Annotated in this window: 14 protein-coding genes; 7 read left to right on the top strand and 7 right to left on the bottom strand. The window is 65.1% G+C overall.

Annotated features, from left to right (window positions below):
* Window positions 1-4 precede the first annotated feature (4 nt).
* Window positions 5-2,296 (bottom strand): TonB-dependent receptor, encoded by a 2,292-nt coding sequence (locus SAMIE_RS09670; protein WP_066703501.1) that lies wholly within the window; start codon window positions 2,294-2,296, stop codon window positions 5-7.
* 116 nt (window positions 2,297-2,412) lie between these two features.
* On the opposite strand from SAMIE_RS09670, the gene SAMIE_RS09665 reads away from it, so the two are divergent.
* Complete coding sequence (locus SAMIE_RS09665) at window positions 2,413-3,309, top strand: LysR family transcriptional regulator (RefSeq protein WP_066703498.1); 897 nt, start codon at window positions 2,413-2,415, stop codon at window positions 3,307-3,309.
* 110 nt (window positions 3,310-3,419) lie between these two features.
* Complete coding sequence (locus SAMIE_RS09660; protein WP_066703495.1) at window positions 3,420-4,724, top strand: MFS transporter; 1,305 nt, start codon at window positions 3,420-3,422, stop codon at window positions 4,722-4,724.
* Between the two features lie 124 nt (window positions 4,725-4,848).
* Here SAMIE_RS09660 and SAMIE_RS09655 read toward each other — a convergent pair whose 3' ends face one another.
* Both SAMIE_RS09655 and SAMIE_RS09650 read right to left on the bottom strand, forming a co-directional pair.
* Window positions 4,849-6,135 (bottom strand): glycoside hydrolase family 130 protein, encoded by a 1,287-nt coding sequence (locus SAMIE_RS09655; protein ID WP_066703493.1) that lies wholly within the window; start codon window positions 6,133-6,135, stop codon window positions 4,849-4,851.
* A 21-nt stretch (window positions 6,136-6,156) separates the two neighbouring features.
* A complete protein-coding gene (locus tag SAMIE_RS09650; RefSeq protein ID WP_066703508.1) occupies window positions 6,157-8,445 on the bottom strand; it encodes a glycosyltransferase family 4 protein in 2,289 nt (762 codons plus the stop codon).
* Between the two features lie 189 nt (window positions 8,446-8,634).
* Between SAMIE_RS09650 and SAMIE_RS09645 the strand changes: the two genes are divergently transcribed.
* The 4 genes from SAMIE_RS09645 to SAMIE_RS09630 are packed head-to-tail and all read left to right on the top strand — an operon-like array spanning window position 8,635 to window position 13,537.
* Window positions 8,635-9,390: an SDR family oxidoreductase gene (locus SAMIE_RS09645; RefSeq protein ID WP_066703491.1), complete on the top strand. Its 756-nt coding sequence runs from the start codon at window positions 8,635-8,637 to the stop codon at window positions 9,388-9,390.
* Window positions 9,387-10,511: a glycoside hydrolase family 130 protein gene (locus tag SAMIE_RS09640; RefSeq protein WP_066703489.1), complete on the top strand. Its 1,125-nt coding sequence runs from the start codon at window positions 9,387-9,389 to the stop codon at window positions 10,509-10,511. The genes SAMIE_RS09645 and SAMIE_RS09640 overlap by 4 nt, the downstream gene beginning before the upstream one ends.
* Window positions 10,512-10,562: 51 nt before the next feature.
* Window positions 10,563-12,056 (top strand): glycerol-3-phosphate dehydrogenase, encoded by a 1,494-nt coding sequence (locus SAMIE_RS09635; protein WP_066703486.1) that lies wholly within the window; start codon window positions 10,563-10,565, stop codon window positions 12,054-12,056.
* Window positions 12,053-13,537, top strand: coding sequence for an FGGY family carbohydrate kinase (locus tag SAMIE_RS09630; RefSeq protein ID WP_066703483.1), 1,485 nt, complete (start codon window positions 12,053-12,055; stop codon window positions 13,535-13,537). Before SAMIE_RS09635 ends, SAMIE_RS09630 begins: the two co-directional genes overlap by 4 nt.
* 160 nt (window positions 13,538-13,697) lie before the next feature.
* Here SAMIE_RS09630 and SAMIE_RS09625 read toward each other — a convergent pair whose 3' ends face one another.
* The 4 genes from SAMIE_RS09625 to SAMIE_RS09610 form a co-directional block, all read right to left on the bottom strand.
* A complete protein-coding gene (locus SAMIE_RS09625) occupies window positions 13,698-14,564 on the bottom strand; it encodes an FAD:protein FMN transferase (RefSeq protein WP_066703480.1) in 867 nt (288 codons plus the stop codon).
* Window positions 14,565-14,671: 107 nt separating this feature from the next.
* A complete protein-coding gene (locus SAMIE_RS09620; RefSeq protein WP_066703478.1) occupies window positions 14,672-15,505 on the bottom strand; it encodes a DUF4198 domain-containing protein in 834 nt (277 codons plus the stop codon).
* Window positions 15,506-15,516: 11 nt separating this feature from the next.
* Window positions 15,517-16,041 carry a DUF2271 domain-containing protein gene (locus tag SAMIE_RS09615; protein WP_066703476.1) on the bottom strand — a complete coding sequence of 175 codons (525 nt, stop codon included), beginning with the start codon at window positions 16,039-16,041 and terminating at the stop codon, window positions 15,517-15,519.
* Window positions 16,042-16,053: 12 nt separating this feature from the next.
* Window positions 16,054-16,695: a PepSY-associated TM helix domain-containing protein gene (locus tag SAMIE_RS09610; protein ID WP_066703473.1), complete on the bottom strand. Its 642-nt coding sequence runs from the start codon at window positions 16,693-16,695 to the stop codon at window positions 16,054-16,056.
* 285 nt (window positions 16,696-16,980) lie between these two features.
* On the opposite strand from SAMIE_RS09610, the gene SAMIE_RS09605 reads away from it, so the two are divergent.
* A complete protein-coding gene (locus SAMIE_RS09605) occupies window positions 16,981-17,895 on the top strand; it encodes an MlaA family lipoprotein (RefSeq protein WP_066703469.1) in 915 nt (304 codons plus the stop codon).
* Window positions 17,896-17,897 lie beyond the last annotated feature (2 nt).

Here is a 17,897-nt window from a genome sequence, read left to right as displayed (position 1 = left end):
CGTGTCACAGGTTGAATCCCACCCGGACGCCATAGGTGCGCGGCGGGCGCAGCGTGCCCACCGGGAAGTCGAGGATCGGGCGCGTGCCCGCGCGGGCGAGCACTTCCTTGTCCTCGATATTGTTGATGAAGGCGGTGATGCTCCATCTGTCCTGCGGGCCTTCCAGCGTGAGGAAGGCGTCCGACATCATGAAGCTGCCCTGCTTTTCCTCCGGCCGGTAGTTCGCGTTCATGAAGCGGCTGCTTTCGATGTTGGAGCGCACGCCCGCGACCAGTCCCATATCGCCGCCCAGCGCGAATGTGTGCTGGTAGCCGACATTGATCGCCCATTTGGGTGAGTTGACGGTCGGCTTGCCCGAACAGTCGATGTCGTAGAAGCGCGCGCCGTTGACGCCCGGATTGGCGAGCCGCGTGCCGGTGATGGTGCAGCCGGTCGTGACCGGCGCGCCGGTGGGCGAGAAGTTCGCAGTCTGAAGGCTGTTATATTTGCCGTTCAGATATTGCACGTTGAGGTTGAAGAGGTCGTCGCGCGTCGGGGCGAAGCGGGCTTCGGCTTCCGCGCCGTAGATGCGCGATTTGCCCGCGTTGGTCGTGAGCGACCCTTGCGCGAAGAGGCCGTTGCCCGTCCGCACACCGCCCACGAACGTCACCTGCTGGTCCTTGTAATCCCAGTAGAAGGCCTCGAAATTGAGTTGCAGCTTGTTGCCGAAGAAGCGGTTCTTCGCGCCCACCGTATAGGCCGTCAGCGTCTCCGGCGCGAAGCTGTTGTTCGGCGGGGAAGCGACGTAGAAGCCGCCGGATTTGAAGCCCGTCGCAACATTGGCGTAGAGAAGCGACGCCGGACCCGCATCCACTTCCACACCCGCCTTCCAGGTGAATTTGGTGAAGGTGAGGTCGCCCGTGATCGGCGCGCCCAGCGGCGGATCGACCGGTCCCGGCAGGCCACCCGATACCGATGAAGTGAGTTGCGACTTGTCCTCCCGCGTATAGCGCCCGCCCGCAATCAGGCGGAAGCCGTCCGCGATGTCGAAAGTCAACTGCCCGAACGCGGCAAGGCTCTGCGTCTTCAGCCGCGGCGTGAAGCGCGTGGTCGAAAGCCGTCCCTGCCGGAAATAGTTGAGCGTATCCTGCTGCTCGTTGAAGAAGAAGGCGCCCAGAACATAGCGCAGCCGCTGGTCATTGGCGGAAGTCAGCCGTGCCTCCAGCGACATCTGCTCGGCATTATCCTCGATCTCGCCGCGGAAGCCGGGCAGATAGGTGCGGAACTTGGCTTCCGACCGCCGCCACGCCGGGATCACCGTCAGCGTGCCGAAGCCCATGTCGCCCTCGACCTGAGCGCTCAGGCCGTAGAAATGATTGTTGAGATAGCCGTCCTTGCCTGCATTTTCGATGCAGCCGCTGGGGATGAATCCGCCCGCGCAGAAGGGCGGCGCGAACAGCGTCGCGGCATAGCCGTTGATTGCGGCAATGGCGCGGCTGTCGGAAATGCTTACCCGGTCCTCGACGGCCGGCACCGCGAACGCCCGGCTGGGCAGCAGCACCGCACCAGCGCCCTTGCCCCCCTGATGATAATAATCGCCGACGAGGGTGATGGACCAGAGGTCGGACGGCTTGATGAGCAGCGACGCGCGCGCCGCTTCGCCCTTGTCGTCGTCATAACCGTCCGAGATGTAGCCGTCGCGGTCGACCACCTGCCCCGCGACACGCAGCGCGACCGTATCGCCCAGCGGCAGGTTGACGGCGAGGAAACCCTTCTTGCTGTCATAATTGCCATATTCGGCGATGCCTTCGACGCCGAAGCGGCCGAGCACGGGCTTCTTGGGCAGCACGTTGATCGCACCGCCGGTCGCATTGCGGCCATAGAGGGTGCCCTGCGGCCCCTTCACCACCTCGACCCGCTCCAGATCGTAGAACACGCCTGCGGGTGCGGTCGGGCGGCCGACATAGACGCCGTTGAAATTGAACGCGATGGCGTTTTCGGAAAAGCTGTTCTGTGAATTGGTGCCGACGCCGCGCAGGAAGAAACTGGTCGTGCCGCCGGTGGGCTGAACCACCAGCGCCGGGACCAGCTTGCCCAGGTTGGATGTTTCGGTGATGCCCGATCGCACGAGATCGCTGCCGGTGACGGCGGTCACCGCGATGGCCGCTTTTTGCAGGCTCTCCTCGCGCCGCTGCGCCGTCACGATGATTTCCGTGAGGCCGCCATCTTTCGCCTGATCCGCGCCCGCCTGCGCCGCCGCCCATTGCGGGGCCAGCGCTCCGCTCAGCATGGTCGCACCCCAAAGGATTTTCTTCATGTCATCTCCTCTCTTTCGCAGCCGATCTGCGCCGGTTGAAAAGCGGAGTGACAGATTTCTGAGATTGCGTAAAATGGATGAAATATGTGCATAATCACAAATGAAAGTGATGATTGATGAGGCTGGACCGCTTCGATCTCAATCTGCTCGTTGCCTTCGACATTCTGGTCGAGGAACGGAATGTGACGCGCGCGGCGCGGCGGCTCAACCTGACGCAGTCGGCGATGAGTGCGGCGCTGCGGCGTTTGCGCGAAGCCTTTGCCGACGACATCCTCGTCCAGCATGGGAAGAAGATGTTTCCCACGGCCGCGGCCCTGTCGCTGGCGCCCGAAATTTCCGCGCTCGTCGCCGACCTGCGCGGGCTGATCGCACGAGGGCTCACATTCAATCCCGCCGACAGTCAGCGCCTTTTCCGGATCGTGGCGTCGGATTATGTCACCACGGTCCTCATCGGCCCATTGGTCGAACGCCTCGAAAAGATCGCGCCGAATGTGCGGCTGGAGATCACCCTGCCGCGCAACGATATCGCCGAACGGCTGGAGGATGGCGACATCGACCTGATCGTATCGCCCGAGCGCTTTCTGGAAGGACCGCATCCCAGGGAACTGCTGTTCGAGGAAAGGCATGTCGTTGTCGGCTGGTCCGGCAATCCCCTGATCCGGGACGGGCTGACGGAGGAGGTCTATCATCGGGCCGGACACGTCACCGTCAGCGTCTCTCGCGACGGCACCTTCATCGACAACCATCTGCGCGACCATGGCGACCGGCGGCGGATCGAGATCGTATGCGCCGCTTTCAGTCAGGTCGGATGGATGCTGCCGGGCACGTCACGGCTGGCCCTGATGCACGAACGGCTCGCGCAGGTGATGGCACGGGCGCTGCCGCTGCGGATCATGGAGCCTCCGATGGCTTTGCCGGTGATGCAGGAAATGATGCAATATCATCAGGCGCGCGCAGCCGATCCCGGCCTCACCTGGCTGCGGGAGCAGTTGAGGAGCGCCGTCGAGAGATAGGCGTCGGCGAAGGACCGTGCGCCCTTGCGCGATGCCAGCCGTTTCGCCAAACCGGAGGTCGCCCTGATTTCCTTTGTCCCGACCTCTTCCTGCACGGAACGCCGCTTAGCATGACCGCACCGTCTCCGACGCCATCCAGCCCGACCGCGCGGGAGCGGGCGAAGGCGATCATCGGCGGATCGACGGGCAATCTCGTCGAATGGTATGACTGGTATGCCTATGCGGCGTTCACCCTCTATTTCGCGCCCCATTTCTTTCCGTCCGGGGACAAGACCGCGCAGTTGCTGGGGGCTGCGGCCGTGTTTGCGGTCGGCTTCTTCATGCGGCCGCTCGGCGCATGGATCATGGGAATCTACGCCGACCGGAGGGGGCGCAAGAGCGGCCTCGCGCTGTCCGTCACACTGATGTGTGCGGGATCGCTGCTGGTCGCGGTGTCCCCGACCTATGAAAGTGCCGGCCTGCTCGCGCCGGCACTGCTGATTCTGGCGCGGCTGATGCAGGGGCTTTCAATCGGCGGCGAATATGGCGCGAGCGCAACTTACCTGTCCGAAATGGCCGGAGCGGGGCGGCGCGGTTTCTTTTCGTCTTTTCAGTATGTGACGCTGATCGGCGGGCAATTGCTGGCGATCGGGGTGCTGCTCGCGCTGCAGACGATGCTGGGCGAAGCGGCGCTCGATGTGTGGGGCTGGCGTATCCCCTTCGCCATCGGCGCGGCGCTGGCGGTGGTGGTGTTCTGGATTCGCCGCGGCCTTTCCGAAACCGAAAGCTTCCGCAACGCGAGCGGCAGCGACGCGCCCCGGTCGAGCATGACCGCGCTGTTCCGCCATCACCCGCGCGAGGCGTTCACGGTCCTGATGATGACGGCGGGCGGCACGCTCGCCTTCTACGCCTATTCGATCTACATGCAGAAATTCCTCGTCAATACGAGCGGCTTCGACCGTGAGACAGCTTCGCGCATCAATGGCGGCACGCTGTTCCTCTTCATGCTGCTGCAACCGCTGGCGGGCGCCCTGAGCGACAGGGTGGGGCGCAAGCCGCTGCTGGTAAGCTTCGGCGTGCTCGGCGTGCTCTGCACCTATCCGCTGTTCGCCGCGCTCGAAACCACGCGCGATCCGGTGACGGCCTTCCTGCTCGTGCTGGGCGGTCTCGTCATCGTGACGGGCTATACTTCCATCAACGCGGTGGTGAAGGCGGAGATGTTTCCCGCGCATATCCGCGCGCTGGGCGTGGCGCTGCCCTATGCACTCGCCAACACGATCTTCGGCGGGACGGCCGAATATGTGGCGCTGCGCTTTAAGGATGCCGGGTGGGAGCGGGGTTTCTACTGGTATGTGACCGCGATGATCGCGATTTCGCTGATCGTCTATCTGCGGATGCGCGACACGCGCCGCCAGAGCGCAATCGTCGAGGATTAGCCGAACCCGCCAAAAACAACCCCGCCGGAGCGATGCTCACGGCGGGGCCGAGGTTCAGGGTCACTCCGGGGGGAAGAGTGACACGGGAAGGACGGCGCGCGCGTGCCGGACCCGTCACGGAAATTCACACCATCAAGGACAGCATCTCGGATATGCCGACGAAGGCGAAGGCGACGCTGCTGTCGGCGACGCCATAGGGCATGAAAATCTGGTCGCCGATCCTCGTTGCGCCGCAGGTGTAGACCACATTGGGGACATAGCCTTCGCGCTCGTCTTCCGACGCGGCGAGGATCGGCTGGCTCGACCGCGCCAGCACTCTGGCGGGGTTCGCCTTGTCCAGCAGCACCGCGCCGATGGAATATTCCCGCATCGCGCCGACGCCATGCGTCAGCAGCAGCCAGCCTTCGTCCAGTTCGATGGGCGCGCCGCAATTGCCGATCTGGACCAGTTCCCAAGGGTGAAGCGGCGTCAGGATGCGCTGCCCTTCGCCCCAGTCCAGCAGGTCGTCCGACTGAATGAGGTAAAGATTTTCGCCGTCCTGCCGCCCGATCATCATGTAGCGGCCGTTCACCTTGCGCGGGAACAGCGCCATGCCCTTGTTGCGCGCCGCGCTGCCCGACAGGGGGCAAAGCTGGAAGCTGCGGAAATCGCTGGTCCGCATCATCTCAGACTGGATTTCACGCCCGTTATAGGCGGTGTAGGTGCCCAGCCATTCGCGCGTGCCATCGTCATGGGTAAAGGCGACGAGGCGCAGATCCTCAAGGCCCTTGGCCTGCGCCGCTGTGATCGGGAAGATCACCGTGCCTGACAGGTTGCTGTCGGCATGGCGATAGATCCTGACCGGCCCGACCTTGTCCTGCTCCTCGTCGCCGTGGAAGTCGGCGGCGGTGGCGAAAGGCGGCTCGGGCGCGAGGTGCAGATCGCCGTCCTGCGATATGATCCCCTCGCGAAAGGCGATGGAACTGATGTGCCCTTCGCCCACCGCGCGCAGCGACATGACGATGCGCATATTGCCGCGCGACAGGCCGCTCTGGTCGGGATGAGGGACGACGCTCGGGTTCATCAGCGCCGCCGCGGCATAGCTATATTCGTGACAGAAATAGGCGCCGATCAGTTGTGACCGTTCGTCCCCGATGCTGTCGGGGTCGATCATCAGGCGATGGGCGATGTCTTGAAAGCGCGTCTTGAACACGCGCCGCATCTGCCAGTGGCGCGCCTCAAACCCGACAAGCACATGGTTCAGACCCCTCATCACTTCTGAGTCCGACAGGGCGAGCACGGCTTCGGTAATGCGCTGCGTCCGGCTCGGCGCGCCTCGTGCGCCCTGCAAAGCAAGGTGAAAGGGCCTCACGACCACACGGGTAGGATCGGCCGTGAGACGAAGCGGAAGCGCGTTGATTTTTTGCGGCATGCAGTCCTGTGCTCCTCCGCTTCAGGCAGAAACGGAGGGCTTGTCCGAATTGTGCGTCACTTCGCCGCCTGATAGCAGCCCAACGATACGGTTCATAGCGCAGGATGCAAGTTGCAGGGCCAAAAGTGATTCCGCTCCCTGATTGAGGTTGGGGCCACCCGGTGTCAGGCCATCGTAACAACCCTGGTTGAACGGCGTGGCGAGCGGCGTGTCGAGGTCATTTTGCCCCAAAAACCAGCGATAGGCCGATTCCGCCTGCGCCAGCCAGCCACCCTTCGGATCGACGGCATGCGCGGCAATCGCCGCTTCCACTGTAGCCAATGCTTCCAGAGGCTGTTGGTCATAGGGGAGGGGCGGCTTGCCGGGGCGCCCGAAGCTTTCCGATCCGACCGCGCGGAAATGCCCCTCGGGTGAGCGTTGCTGCCCGCAAAGCCAGCGGAGCCTTGAAAGGCCGCGCCGTATCATGTCGTCGCGCTTCAGTATCCGCCCCGCACGCAGCAGCGCTTCGGGCAGTCGCGCATTGTCATAGGCCAACACGTCCTCGAACCAGACCCATGACGGAGGCTGCGGCGCATAGGGCAGAGCCATCAAAGCGTCAGCAAAGCTGGTGAGGATGGTGCGAGCCGCGCGATGATCCGGATCGACCTCCAGCACAGCCGCCGCCCCGAGCATCGCAAAGGCGCGCGCCCGCGGCGACCCGAGCGCCGACAGCGGCTCCACCGCCGTGTTGAACAGCCTGCGCGCCCATTCGCCGATGGGAGTCTGCGCCGCTTCGCGCATGGTGACGCCCAGCGCCCAGAGCGTGCGCCCGTTGCTGTCTTCGGACCCTTTCTCTTCCAGCCAGCGGCGGTCGAAACTCATGAAGTTGCGAAAGCGCTGGATATCCGGATTCCAGCCATGCTGGATGAAGGCGGCGTACACGCCCGACCAGCGGTCTCGCTCGTCCGCGGCGACTTCGGTTGCCTGCACCATCAGCATCAGTGCGCGCGCATTGTCGTCGATGCAATAGCCATGGTTGCGGTCGGGAACGGACAGGATGCCATGCTGCAACATGCCCGTGGAATCGCTCATCCGCACGATCGACCGAATGTCCGGTTTCAGGAGCGCATAACTGCGGCGCGGGCTGAACCGCGCCGGCGCTCCGGCACAGGCCGCGCTCAGCAGCCCGCCGACATTGTGCGCAAGCTCGCTCCAGATCATCGCCCGGCCACAGGCATAGGCGCGGCGCGCATGGCCGTCGAGCACCGCGTCGTCAGACAGCAGCCGCACAATTTCCAGCCCCAGCGCTTTTGGATCGCGGAAGGGGACTACGACGCCGCGTTCCTCCGCCAGCACTTCGATGGCCTGCACATAAGGTGTCGAAACGACAGGCTTGCCCATGCCGAGCGCATAGCTGAGCGTTCCCGACACGACCTGTGCAGGGTTGACGTAAGGGGTCACGTAAATGTCCGCTGCCTGAAGGAAATCGAGCAATTCCTCCTGTTCGATATAGGTATCGACGAAACGGATATTGCCCGCAACGCCCAGTTGCGCCGCCAGAGTTTTCAACCCATCTCGTAGTCTCTCGCCCTGTTCGCGGACGAGATTGGGATGGGTTGCTCCCATGATGACATAGAGCGCGTCGGGGTGGGCCGCCACGACGGCGGGCATGGCGCGGATCATCTGGTCGATGCCCTTGTCGGGCGCGAGCAGGCCGAATGTCAGGATGACCTTGTGCCCGTCCCATCCGAAGCGGGGTTTCATCGTCGCCGGTTCGACGTAGGGACGATCAGGAACGCCGTGTGGGATGACGGCGACGATTGCGGGATCGACGCCATAGTCGCTGATGAGGATGTCCCGCCCTCGTCCAGCCATGACGATGATGCGGCTGGCGCGGCGCAGAATCTGGTCCATCACGCGGCGCTCATCCGCGCTTGGCGCATCGGAAATCGTGTGCAGCGTCACGACCAGCGGCAGCTTTGTGCGGTCGAGTAGCCGCAGGATCAGGTCGCCCGCCGGGCCGCCGAAGATGCCGAATTCATGCTGGAGCCAGATCGCCTTTGCGCCGCTATCCTCGATCCGGGCGGCGGCTTCGGAATAGGCGGCTACATCGTCCTGTGCGATCACGTGGATGTTATCGGGATAGACGATGCCGTCGGCGCCATTGTCCATGGCGTAAAGGTCGATGCGCAGCGACGGAAAAGCCTGCTTCATCGCATCATGGCAATGGGTGGTGAAGGTGGCGATGCCGCAACGGCGGGGAACGCTGTTCCCGATGAGAGCTATGTGTCCCACCCCAGGCACCTCGTCGCACAGCGCGCCACGCTTCATGAACATTTCCTTGTTGATGCGGCCCGCGCGAAACGCAGGCGGAGGATCGCGGTTGGTTAACTCATACGGGCCGCAAAAGTTGCTGCGCAGCAGCATCGAAACATCTTCCTGTCTTCCGGTGAAAAGATTCTGCTGCAACGCGCACCGGCATGGCGCGTTGTCGCTGCGCAACCACGATCAGGGGCAGGCATGACCGATTTATCCGACGCGCATACCGCCTGTCCGTCGCTGAAAGGCCGCAGGGCGCTTATCACCGGCGGGACGACAGGCATCGGTCGCGCCATCGCTGTCCTGCTGGCGAGCGAAGGCGTGGACGTGTTCATCTGCGGCCGGACGCCTGAACATCTTGCCGACGCGTTGGCGCGGATCGGGGAGGTGGGAACGGGCGACGGCATCTCGCTCGACTTGGCAGATCCCGACGGCGTCGACCGGGTCTTCAAAGCCGCGCAGGGTTATTTCGGCGCGCCCGACATCGTCATTGCCAACGCTGCGGTTCCGGCAGGCGCACTGGCAGAGAGTGAGGCCAGCCATCTGCGCTACAGGATCGCCGTCGATTTCACCGCTTATCTCCTAACCGCGCACAAGGCGGTCGGGGTCATGGAAGGAGGGAGCGATCTTGTGTTCATCGGCTCCATGTCCGCCGTTTCCCGCAACCCCGGCGGTTCCATCTACGTCGCGGCGAAGGCCGGGATCGAAGCCTTCGCGCAGGTGCTGCGGAAGGAAGTCGCCGGGCGCGACATCAAGGTGGGGCTGGTGGAGCCGGGCTTCACCGGAGCGGACTTCCACTATCCCGAACTTCCGGCCGACGAACAGGCCGCCCTGATCGCGGAGAACAGGATGCTGCGCGGGCAGGACATCGCCGTCGCCGTGCGCACCATGCTGACCCAGCCGCGCCGCGCGGCCCTGTCGCTGATCCGCGTCGAACCGCTATTGGAGCGCGAATGAGCCATATCCTCAAGGACAGTCTGGTCCTGACGCCGGACGTCATAGACCTTGGCCGGTCGCCGCTGGCAGGGAAGGTGGATGCGCCGACCTATGTGCTGGGCGCCTTCAATCCGGGCCTGACCCGCCTGCCCAACGGCAACCTGCTGCTGATGGTGCGCGTCGCCGAGGCGCTGCGCGATCCGGTGTGGGACGGGCATGTCCATGCGATCCGGTGGAGCGACGCGGGCTATGTGCTCGACGCGTGGCCGCTGGACGATGTGGACATCAGCGATCCGCGCACCTTCCGCATGATGAGTGCGGGGTGGAAGGTGATGGGCCTCACCTCGCTGTCATGGCTGCTCCCGGTGGAAATGTCGCCCGACGGTCTCGATGTCGTCGCCTTCCACTATGACCGCGCCATCACGCCGTCCCGCAGCGCGCAATGCTACGGCGTGGAAGACCCGCGCATCAGCCGCGTGGACGACCGCTGGTTCATGACCACCTGTTCGGTCAGCCCCGAACGCCAATGTTCCACCATTTACAGTTCCCGCAATGCTCTGGACTGGCGGTATGAAGGGATCGCGCTCGATCACCAGAACAAGGACATGCTGATTTTCGAAGGACTGATCGACGGTCATTACTGGGCGCAGACCCGGCCCCTGGGCGACGTCTATTTCGCCTATCCGCCGGGCAGCGAGTGGCGCGCGGGGCCGTCCATCAACCTCGCTTTGTCGCCCGATGCGCGTTTCTGGAAACCGCATGAAAAGCCCGGCATCCGTCCCCATGCCGCGACTCTCGCGACCGCGCGCATGGGCGGGGGCGCGCCGCCGATCCTGACGGAGGAAGGCTGGCTGACGCTCTGGCACGGGGTCGAACCCAATGAGTCGGTCGGGACATACCGCACCTACTGGTCGCTGCTCGACCGGGACGATCCCGCCAGGGTGATCCGCACCGATCATAAAGCGCTGATCGAACCCGACGCCGATCTCATCGGGCCGCTGGAGCATCAGGTCTATGTGCGCGATGTGGTGTTCACGACCGGGATCGTCGATGCTGGCGATCATTATATCGTTGCGTCGGGGGAGGCGGACCTTGCCTGCCGGATCACCCATATCGACAAGCGGCGGTTCCGCGAGGCCTAGCGTCCATTTGCCCGCCCCACCGCAAGCGGTTAGTGAATGCGACGGTGCCGCATGAACGAGAGAGCCGACGAGACATATGACCTTGCCGTCATCGGAGGCGGCGTCAACGGGTGCGGTATCGCGCGCGATGCGGCGGGCCGGGGCGCGCGCGTCCTGCTGCTGGAACAGGGCGACCTCGCCAGCGGCACCTCCTCCGCCTCGACCAAGCTGATCCACGGCGGCCTGCGCTACCTCGAACATTATGAGTTCGGTCTCGTGCGCGAAGCCCTTTCGGAACGGGAGCGGCTCTGGGCCATCGCGCCGCACATCATCCGGCCGATGCGCTTCGTCCTGCCGTATGTGAAGGGTCTTCGCCCGCGCTGGCTGCTGCGGCTCGGCCTCTTCCTCTACGATCATATTGGCGGGCGCACGCGGTTGCCCGCGACGCAGGCGGTCGATCTCCGCCGCCACGCCGCTGGCACTCCGCTCAAGTCCGGTTTCGGCCCGGCCTTCATCTATTCGGACGGATGGGTGGACGACGCCCGGCTCGTGATCCTCAACGCGCGCGACGCGGCGGACAGGGGCGCCACGGTCCTGACGCGTACGCCTGTGGACGCGCTGGAGCATGGCGGAGAAGGGTGGCTGATCCGCAGCGGCGACCGCAGCTTCCGCGCACGCGCTGTCGTCAATGCCGCCGGCCCTGCGGTGCTCGACCTGCTCTGCAAGGCGCACGAGCAGACCGACAGGCATATGCGGCTGGTGCGCGGGTCGCACATCGTCGTCCCGCGCCTGTTCGACCACCCCTACGCCTATTTCTTCCAAATCCCCGATGGCCGCATCTTCTTCGCCATTCCCTATGAGCGCGACTTCACGCTGATCGGCACCACCGACCGCGACCATCACGGATCGCTCAGGGATGTTCACGCGAGCGAGGAAGAGATCGCCTATCTCTGCGATGCGGCGAACGCCTACTTCGAGAAGGCGATCACGCCCGCCGATATCGTCTGGACCTATTCCGGTGTGCGCCCGCTGATCGACGATGGATCGGGCAAACCCGAAGCGGCAACGCGCGGCTATAGTTTCGAGCTGGACCTGAACGAAGCGGGCGGCGCGCCCCTGCTCTCCGTGTTCGGCGGCAAGATCACCACTTACCGCCACCTTGCGAACGAAGCGGTGGAGCGACTGAAGCCGCACGTCCCGGCTCTGTCGGGAGGCGACTGGACCGCGACCGCGCCGCTGCCGGGCGGCGATTTTGCCATGGACGGGATCGACGCGCTGAAGGGCGGCCTTGCCCGCGACTATCCCTTTCTCGACGCGGCGAGCGTGGACCGGATCGCGCGCGCCTATGGCACGCGGGCGCGGCGCTGGCTGGGGGAGGCGCGTTCGCTGGCTGATCTTGGCGCCCATTTCGGCCATGGCCTGACCCGCGCGGAAGTCGACTATCTGCGCAGCCACGAATGGGCGCGGACGGTCGATGACATCCTCTGGCGGCGCACCAAGCTCGGCCTCCGCCTGACGGCAGAACAGGTCGAAACGCTGAAACATTATCTGGGGGAAGCGGCGTGAGCGCGGACCATATTCTCGTCCTCGACGAAGGCACCACATCGACACGCGCCATTGTTTATACCCCCGACGGCAGGGCGATGCATGTCGCGCAGCAGGAACTGACGCAATATTATCCACAGCCCGGCCGGGTCGAGCATGACGCCGCCGAAATCTGGACCCGAACGCTGGCCTGTGTGCGCGAAGCCGTCGCGGCAGCGGGCGGCGCGGATCGCATCGCGGCGCTCGGCATCACCAACCAGCGCGAAACCGTCGTCGCCTGGGACCGGGGGACAGGCGAGCCGATCACCCGCGCTATTGTGTGGCAGGACCGCCGCACCGCACCCTTCTGCACCCGTTTGCGGGAAGAAGGGCATGAGGAGCGGGTGCAGGCGCGCACCGGCCTTATCCTCGATCCCTATTTTTCCGCCAGCAAGATGCGCTGGATCCTTGATCATGTGCCGCAGGCGCGCGAACTGGGCGACCGGCTCGCTTTCGGCACGGTGGAAAGCTGGCTGGTGTGGAAACTGACCGGTGGCCTTCATATCAGCGACGCCAGCAACGCCAGCCGCACGCAGTTGCTGGCGCTCGACGGAGCCGATTGGGATGAGGATTTGCTGGACCTGTTCGGTGTGACGCGGCGCGCGCTGCCGCAGGTCGTGGACAATTACGGCCATTTCGGCACCTGCAATCCCGCGATCCTCGGTGCCCCTATTCCGATCTGCGGCCTTGCGGGCGATCAGCAGGCGGCCTCCATCGGCCAGAATTGCCTGACGCCGGGCGATACGAAAGCGACATTCGGCACAGGCGCCTTCATCCTCACCAATATGGGGGAGAGCCTGCCCGCATCGGCGCACCGGCTGCTCGGCACCGTGCTGTATCAGGCGTCGGGCAAGCGCATCTACGCGCTGGAAGGCTCGATCTTCGTCGCGGGCAGCCTCATCAAATGGCTCCGCGATGAGCTGGGCATCATCCAATATGCCGGGGAAAGCGAAGCGCTCGCGGCCTCGGTGCCCGACAGCGCAGGGGTGCAGTTTCTCCCCGCACTCGCCGGGCTTGGCGCGCCGCACTGGCGGCCCGATGCGAAGGGGGCCATCACCGGGCTGACGCTGGGGACGAAGCGCGCGCATATCGTGCGCGCCGCCATGGAATCGCTTACGCATCAGGCCCATGATCTTCAGGCCGCTTTCGCGGCGGACGGGGCGGACTGGTCGAAGCTGCGCATCGACGGCGGCATGAGCGTCAACAACTGGATGGCGCAGGATCTGGCGGACATCCTCGCCATTCCGGTCGAGCGGCCCGCCGATACCGAAACCACGGCGCTGGGGGCCGCCATGCTGGCCAGCGTGGGCGCGGGGCTTCACCGGAGCCTTGCCGAAGCGGCGTCCATGGGCAGCGCCGCCGCCCGTTTCGACCCGGCGATGGCTGAAGAGACGCGTGCCGCCCGCATCGCCTTCTGGCGGCAGGGGCTGGGGCATCAGCTCGACGGACCGGCACCGCGCTGACCTGTTCGTCCTCGTGGATAAATGGGCATGATCCGGTCATTGATTGTTCATGCAGCCTGTCTATATTGGCTTTGTCACTCTTTCCCCTTTGGAGTGACACCTCCCTGAACCTGGCCCCGCCGTGAGACATCTCCGGCGGGGTTTCTTTTTGGGGTGCGCCTCAATCCAGCATCGCGGCGAGCGCCGGGCTGAGATGCTCGCGGGGCAGGGGCGCGCGTTCGATCAGCCGCGCTGCCAGCCCGTGCCGCTGGGCCAGCGCCATACCGCGCCCTGCGCCCGACACGAGGATCGCGGTCGCCCATGCATCGGCCATCATCGCGCTGTCGTGCAGCACCGTCACGGAGGCGAGGGAATCGACGACAGGCTCTCCCGTCGCAGGGTCGATATTATGCGACAGCCTCCGCCCCTGCGCCACCCGAAAGCGCCGGTAATCGCCCGACGTCGCCACCGCGAGGCCGCTCAGCGCCACGCGAAGCGGCGGGACGGCGATGTCGGGGGGCGTTTCCATATCGACCCACCAGGGCTGGATGTCGGGCTTCACACCGATCCCGCGCAGCTCGCCGCCGATCTCCACCAGCCCATTGTCGACACCGATGCCGCGTAGCGCTTCGGCGACGGCATCGACGGCAAATCCCTTGGCGATGCCCGAAAAATCGAGCGCGACATCGGCCAGACGTCTGGCCCGTTCGTCGCCCATTTCGATCGCGGTCCATGGATGCGCCCGTCCCGTGGCGGGCGCTGCATCGGCCGTCCCCGGCCCAAACCCCCATGCAGCGACCATCCGCCCCACTGCGGGATCGAACGCGCCATCCGAAAGCCGCGCGACCTCCAGCGCCGCTCCCAATACCGTCAGCATGTCGCGGGGGAGCGCCATCCATTCCCCGACCGGCGTCCGGTTGAACCGGCTGATCGCCGAGTCCGCTTCCCAGTTGCTCATCTGGTCGATGACGCGCGCCAGCACGGTTTCGATCGTCGCGGCGCATTCTTCCGGCGGATCGACGATCTGCGCGGACCAGCTCGTCCCCATCGTTTCGCCGCCCAGCGTCGCAATTGCGCCAGACCGCCGCCGCGCGACGAAGATGTCGGGCGACAGGCCGGGCGCGATGGCGATGCGGACGGGCGGAGGCGCTGCGATCAGGGCGCGAGCACTTCCAGCGTCGTGATGTAGGAAGCCCGGCGCTGCGGCGGACCGGCGGGCTGCGGCGCGCCCTCGCCACCTTCACGGCCACCGCCCAGCGTCGCGTTCAGCCAATAGAGGCCCGGCTGCGGCCAGTTGACCGCGACCTTGCCATTCTTGTCGGCGACAAGGTCCATCTGCCCCAGAGCGTCGCGATAGCGGATGCCGCCGGGGATCACCGTGACTTTAAGGCCCGAAGCGGGCTTGCCGTCGAGCAGAAACTGGAACGTCGCCGCCTCGCCGGAGACCAGATCGTTGGGGTGCGTCACCGGCACCATTTCGATCCCTTCGCCGGTCGGCTTGAACAGGGTTGTGGTCGGCGCGCCCAGCGTCACGAAAATCTCGTTCCGGTTGGCCATCTCCGCCGTCTGCACATCGGTCGCGCCAGCAGGGATGGCAGTCGCCAGCGTCGACTTCGTGGTGCCGCGCGGCAGCCGCTCGCGCTTGCCGTTCAGCATGTAGCTGCCGATCATGCCGCTGGTCACGCTGGCGATGCGATAGGTGCCGGGCTTCGTCAGGTGCACATCGAACGTGGAGCGGTAGCGCCCTTTGGCGGCGTTCTCGATCCGGCCCGTCGCGCCGTCCGGCTCGGTCACGACGATATTGTCGGTCGGCATCGGGAAATGTTCGAAATAGAAAAGATCGTTGGATATGGCGGCGTCCACCGTCACCCAGCTATCCGTTCCCGACAGCGTCGTCGCGGACGGCATCATCCACTGCCGGTGCGCCTGCGCGGTGCCTGCCAGCATCAGGGCGGCCAGGGCGCCCGCGATCACATGTCTCGTCTTCATCCTCGTTCCCCTCATTTGCCGAAGGTCAGCGCCACCGCGCCCAGTTCCGTGCTTCCCTTGACGTTCACTGTCGCGCCGGGCTTTGGCGGCCAGACGAAGGGCAGCCGCAGCACTTCCCGCCCGCCGACTTCGCGCGCTGCTTCGACCAGCAGCGTATAGTTGCCCGGCGACAACGCGCCCAATGGACCTTTGCCAGCGGTGAAGGCGATCTTCTGATCGCCCGGCGCGCGCGTCGCGCCGGTCACGCCATCGGCGGGAAAGCTGATCGTCCTTCCCGAAGCGCGCCACCATTGCCTGACGTCGCGCAGCCATTTGGTGCCTTCGCCGTTCTTTTTGTCATTATCGTACCAGACCGACAGGGTGCGCGGGGCCGCGCCCTCCTTTTCAACCCAGATCGCGACATAGGGGCGGTGATATTCCGCGACCGACAGGCGCGGGATGCCGATGCTGACGGTCATCGTCTGCGCGCCAGCGGGCGTTGCCGCCGCTCCAAGCGCCGCCGTGCCGGTCAGGATCAGGCGATGGCTGATGGACATCAAGTATTTCCCTTAGTGGATGAAGATGATGGCGAGGACCGCCGGGATGGCGAGGCCGGCCGCGACGATGGGCCACGTTGTCGGCCGCTTCTTCGCATGAAGTTGCAGCAGCAGCAGTCCGGTCAGCGCGAAGAGGAAGCAGGCGACCGCAAAAATGTCGATGAACCATTTCCACGCCGTCCCGGTGTTCCGGCCCTTGTGCAGATCGTTGAGATAGCTGATCCAGCCCCGGCTCGTGCTTTCGCTGGTGACGGCGCCGCTCGCCCGGTCGATCGAGACCCAGCCGTCGCCGCCCGGACGCGGCAGGGCGAGATAGACTTCGTCGGCGGACCATTCGGCTTCGCCCGCGCCGCTCTGCCCCACTGCTTTCGCGATCCATTCGGCGACAGGCGCGGGCAGGGGCTTCTTCTCGTCAGCCTTGCCGTCCGGCGCGACCAGCGGGCGCAGGCTGGCGGGCAGCGTCGTGCTCTTTTCCACCGTCGCAGGCGCGCCTTCCACATCGGCGGCGTGGTTGAGGGTGATGCCCGTGAACGCGAACAGGAGCAGCCCGACAAGGCTGACCGCCGAGCTGATCCAGTGCCAGCTATGGAGCTGCTTCAGCCAGAAAGCCCTGGCCTTTTTCCGGGGCTGCGCAAGGGGGGTAGTTCCGTGCATGGGTGGTCAGGAGAGTCCGGCTGGCGATGAGGTCGACCGCATACCGCGAACGACTCGCAATTGCAAACTCACGCGACCCTGAAAATTGTATAAACATGTAAGCGCCACGACAGGATGCGTTTACAATGCGTTCGAAGCTGTCGCCTTCGCTGTCGCATCTCTTGACCCGCCTCGTCGGGGAGCCTAGCGCCGCTGTCATGATAATTCAGGACGGGCTGCGCGTGTGCGGAGCGTCCTGACGGCAGCGGCCGGATGTCGGCTGGCTGCGCGCCAAAAGGGACATATATGCTGTTACCGGCCGTCGCCGCAGGAATGATGATCATAGGCGGCGTTCAGGCCGAGGCCGGAGCAGCGCCTCCGGTTGTGGCGACCATACCGCCCGCAGCAACGCCTGCGTCACCGCCCGCCGCGCAGGGCGATCAGCCGCAGGACATCGTCGTCACCGGCGAAAAGGGCGCGCCGCAGCGCGACCCCCTCGAACAGCTCAACGCCAAGAGTTTCGAGGCGGTGCAGTCGGTGGACAAGGCGGTGGTGGAGCCGGTCGCGAAGGCGTACAACAAGGGTCTTCCGCGCCCCGTGCGCAAGGGGCTGCGCAACTTCTTCTCCAACCTTGGCGAACCGATCGTGTTCGCGGCCTATCTGCTCCAGTTCAAGCCGGGCAAGGCGATGGAGACGGCGGGGCGCTTCGGCATCAACACGACGCTGGGGCTGGCGGGCTTCGTCGATGTCGCCAAGCGCAAGCCCTTCCATTTGCCCTACCGGCCTAACGGTCTCGCCAACACCCTGGGCTTCTATGGCGTCAAGCCCGGTCCCTATTTCTACCTGCCGATCGTCGGGCCGACCACGTTGCGCGACATCATCGGCGATACGGTGGACAAGATGATCCTGCCTTTCGTCGTGGGCTCGCCGTTCAACAAGCCGAGCGTCGTCATCCCCGCGACGATCCTCAACCAGTTGGGCGAGCGTGCGGCGTTCGACGAGACGATCCGCGAAATCCGCAAGGAAGAAGATCCCTACGCCGTCTATCGCGACCTTTACCTCAAGCAGCGGCAGGCGGAGATCGACGCCCTCCATGGCCGCGCGCCCGCCGAGCCGGTCGTGCCCATTTATGGCGAGGGACTGCGCACGCCCGGCAAGAAGGACGCGCCGAAAGTCGTGATTCCCGACCCCGACGACGCGCCCGCCGACGATCAGCCCTGACG

This window comes from Sphingobium amiense, assembly GCF_003967075.1.
GTDB classification, from domain to species: domain Bacteria; phylum Pseudomonadota; class Alphaproteobacteria; order Sphingomonadales; family Sphingomonadaceae; genus Sphingobium; species Sphingobium amiense.
This window is presented reverse-complemented; position numbering and strand designations above follow the sequence as displayed.